The 3,153-nt window shown below is 55.0% G+C and carries 2 protein-coding genes; one reads left to right on the forward strand and one right to left on the reverse strand.

The genetic code is table 11. The features are described from left to right. Positions 1 to 138: 138 nt before the first annotated feature. Entirely contained in the window at positions 139 to 735 is a 597-nt protein-coding gene (locus tag ACF8AM_RS02940; protein WP_392554198.1) for an RDD family protein, read from the reverse strand. Between the two features lie 369 nt (positions 736 to 1,104). On the opposite strand from ACF8AM_RS02940, the gene ACF8AM_RS02945 reads away from it, so the two are divergent. Further along, on the forward strand, positions 1,105 to 3,153 hold a 2,049-nt coding region (locus tag ACF8AM_RS02945), incomplete at its 3' end, for a right-handed parallel beta-helix repeat-containing protein (RefSeq protein ID WP_392554199.1).

Here is a 3,153-nt window from a genome sequence, read left to right on the forward strand (position 1 = left end):
TGCCAGGTTGTCCCGCCTGATCGATGACTGGAAATCCACGCTGCCGGAGTCGCCCAGTCCGGATCTCTTTTCCAGCTTGCGAGACGAGTGATCTTCTGAAATGCCGATCAGCCGCCGTTCTGCAGACGAAGGCCGTTGTCATTCGGCGATCGGAGGCATCGGCGCTGGCCTCTCAGCGACCGACGCTGGGCGCACAACACGAGGATAAGACGGGGCCAGTCCAGCGGCAAAGTAGCGGGTCAGATGAAGCGGCGCGATGCCTTCGGGTTGTGCCGCAGTACGAACCACGTAAGTGCCGCAATAGCAATCACGCAGTGTTTGTCGCTCCGAATCGGCGCCCAACCAAACCATGTCGAAGAAAAAATTGAAAGGACCAAAGACCCACATCAGCAATCGAAGCGTCATTCTGGTCAGTGAGGGCCTGCTCCCATTTGCATCGACGATCTGAAGCCCAGCCAGCCGATACCCAATCGTGCGAAGCCACGAACGTTTGAGCAACGTCATGTAAGCCCAAGTGGTGGCCAACCAAATCACAAAGAAAAATACCTCGGGGCTTCGGGTGAATTCCATGGCGTAGAACAGCAACGAGAGCAGCGCCCAAATGCCAGTTCCCAGGAACATCACAATGGTCCCGTCAATCAACATCGCGAGCGAACGACGGATGAACCCTGGGTAGGACTGAAGCGGGAAGTAGACGCCCTCACCAAGCGAGTTGTCGATGTGCGTGCTTCTCATGTGTGGTGACTAGCAGGGCGAGGCAGGCGATTTGAAAACACCCTCGAGCAATGGGCACCGAATCTAACATGAAGAACCACGGGACACCGTGGGATTCGAGTTGACCGGTTTCTCATAGCGGATGCTCGACGGCTTGGCTGCTATGCTTGGGGGCGTTTCCTATCCTGTCGGGTCTCTTTGTGGCAGGGATGATGGCCTTGTGTGTCGCAAATCATTTCTGGCTCGTCGCATTGGGCCGTCGAGTTCAGCAGCGATTGGATCATGGTACTTGGTTGGCGGAATTCTTACTCTTAGAAAACTATGATGCAATTCTTTCGGTCGCGGGCTCTCACAGCCTCGCTCAGCGTTTCTGGATCCCTCGTTGCAATCTTGTTTTTGACACTGGGTTTGCAGTCAGCCAATGCCTTGGACGTCTATGTCCGTTTGGATGGCGATGATGCCAACGATGGATCGGAGCAATCGCCAGTCGCTTCGCTTGATCGTGCTCGCGAAATCGTTCGCCCCTTCGCGGGAAAAGAACCTGTGACTGTTCGAGTGGGTGACGGCGTGCACTATTTGCCACGAACGCTGGTGTTTGATTCCGGTGATTCTGGAACCGCAGAGCATCCGGTCGTCTATCTGGCCGAAAACGAAGGCCGAGCGATTCTGAGCGGCGGTTCGCGACTTGAACTGACTTGGAAGCCGTTTCGTGACGGCATCATGCAAGCCAGCACCGAACCAGGGTTGGCGATCGATCAATTGTTCGTCGATGGCCGGATGCAACGCATGGCTCGATACCCCAATTTTGATCCGACTAAGAAGACGCAAGCGTATCAAGGTCATGCTGCGGACGCGTTTTCAAAAGAACGAGCAGCAAAGTGGAGCGATCCAACTGGCGGGTTCATTCACGCGATGCACCGAGCACGCTGGGGCGGGTATCACTATCAAATCACCGGCAAGGACACAGATGGCAACGTGATCTATGAGGGTGGTTGGCAGAACAATCGCCCCTCGGGAATGCACAAGGACCAGCGGATGGTCGAGAACATCTTCGAAGAATTGGATGCACCGGGCGAGTGGTATCACAACGCGAAAACGAACACGTTGTATTTCTATCCCGGTCCAGCGTTGGATATCGAGATGGCCAAAGTCGAGGTCGTTCGGTTGCGGCACTTGATCGAGGTTGACGGCACCGAGCAAGAACCTGTTCGGCACATCACGTTGAACGGTTTTGTTTTCCGGCACTCCGCTCGAACGTTCATGGAAACCAAGGAACCGATGCTGCGATCGGACTGGGCGATTTACCGCGGCGGTGCGGTGGTGTTGACCGGAACGGAGGACGTGACAATTGCGAATTCTGAGTTTGATCAAGTCGGTGGCAATGCGATCTTCGTCAGCAACTACAACCGCCGGACTCACATTCACGGATGCCACATCCACGACGCGGGAGCCAGCGGCGTTTGTTTTGTGGGGGACCCGAACGCGGTGCGAGATCCCTTGTTTCAGTACGGCCACAAAAACGATCTGGCAAAGGTCGATCGAACGCCAGGACCGAAAACAAACAACTACCCAGCGGACTGCACTGTTGAAGATTGCTTGATCCACGGGATTGGAAGAGTCGAACGGCAACCCGCCGGCGTGCAGATCGAAATGGCTCAGCACATTACCGTTCGTGATTGCTCAATCTACGACTGCGCTCGGGCCGGCATCAACATCGGCGATGGAGCTTGGGGAGGTCACTTGATCGAAGGATGTGATGTCTTCGACACCGTCCAAGAAACGCACGATCACGGCTCGTTCAATTCATGGGGACGCGATCGTTATTGGAGCAGCGACCGAGGTGCTAGCCAAAAAGTCATCGACCAAGAACCGAATTTTCCATTTCTGGATGCGGTGGAAACGACCGTCATTCGAAACAGTCGCTGGCGTTGCGATCACGGCTGGGACATCGACCTGGACGATGGATCGTCGAACTATGACATCACCAACAATTTGATGTTGGCCGGTGGGTTGAAACTGCGGGAAGGTTTTCGTCGTCGGGCGTGGAACAACATCACAATCAACAACGGGCTGCACCCGCACGTTTGGTACAACCACAGCGGCGATGAAGTCTTCAGCAACATCTTCATGGCCGCACCGCAAGGTGCTCGGATGCCGACCGAAACAGCCAAGGGGAAACGTGTCGACGGGAACCTTTACTACGCCAATGCTCCGGACATGAAGGATCGTTATGCCGATTTTGGTTGGGATGTGAATTCAATTGTCGCGGATCCGAAATTTGTGGATCCCGAAACGGGAGACTTTCGGGTGGATGTAGCACATGTTGGTCGACAGAATGATCGCTGGTTTGTTTATCATTCGGAAATGAAAACGGGCGGCCTTTCAAGGAAAGACCGCCCGACTGATGGTCGGAGCGAGAGGATTCGAACCTCCGACCCC

This window comes from Rhodopirellula sp. JB055 (assembly GCF_043100905.1).
GTDB lineage: Bacteria > Planctomycetota > Planctomycetia > Pirellulales > Pirellulaceae > Rhodopirellula.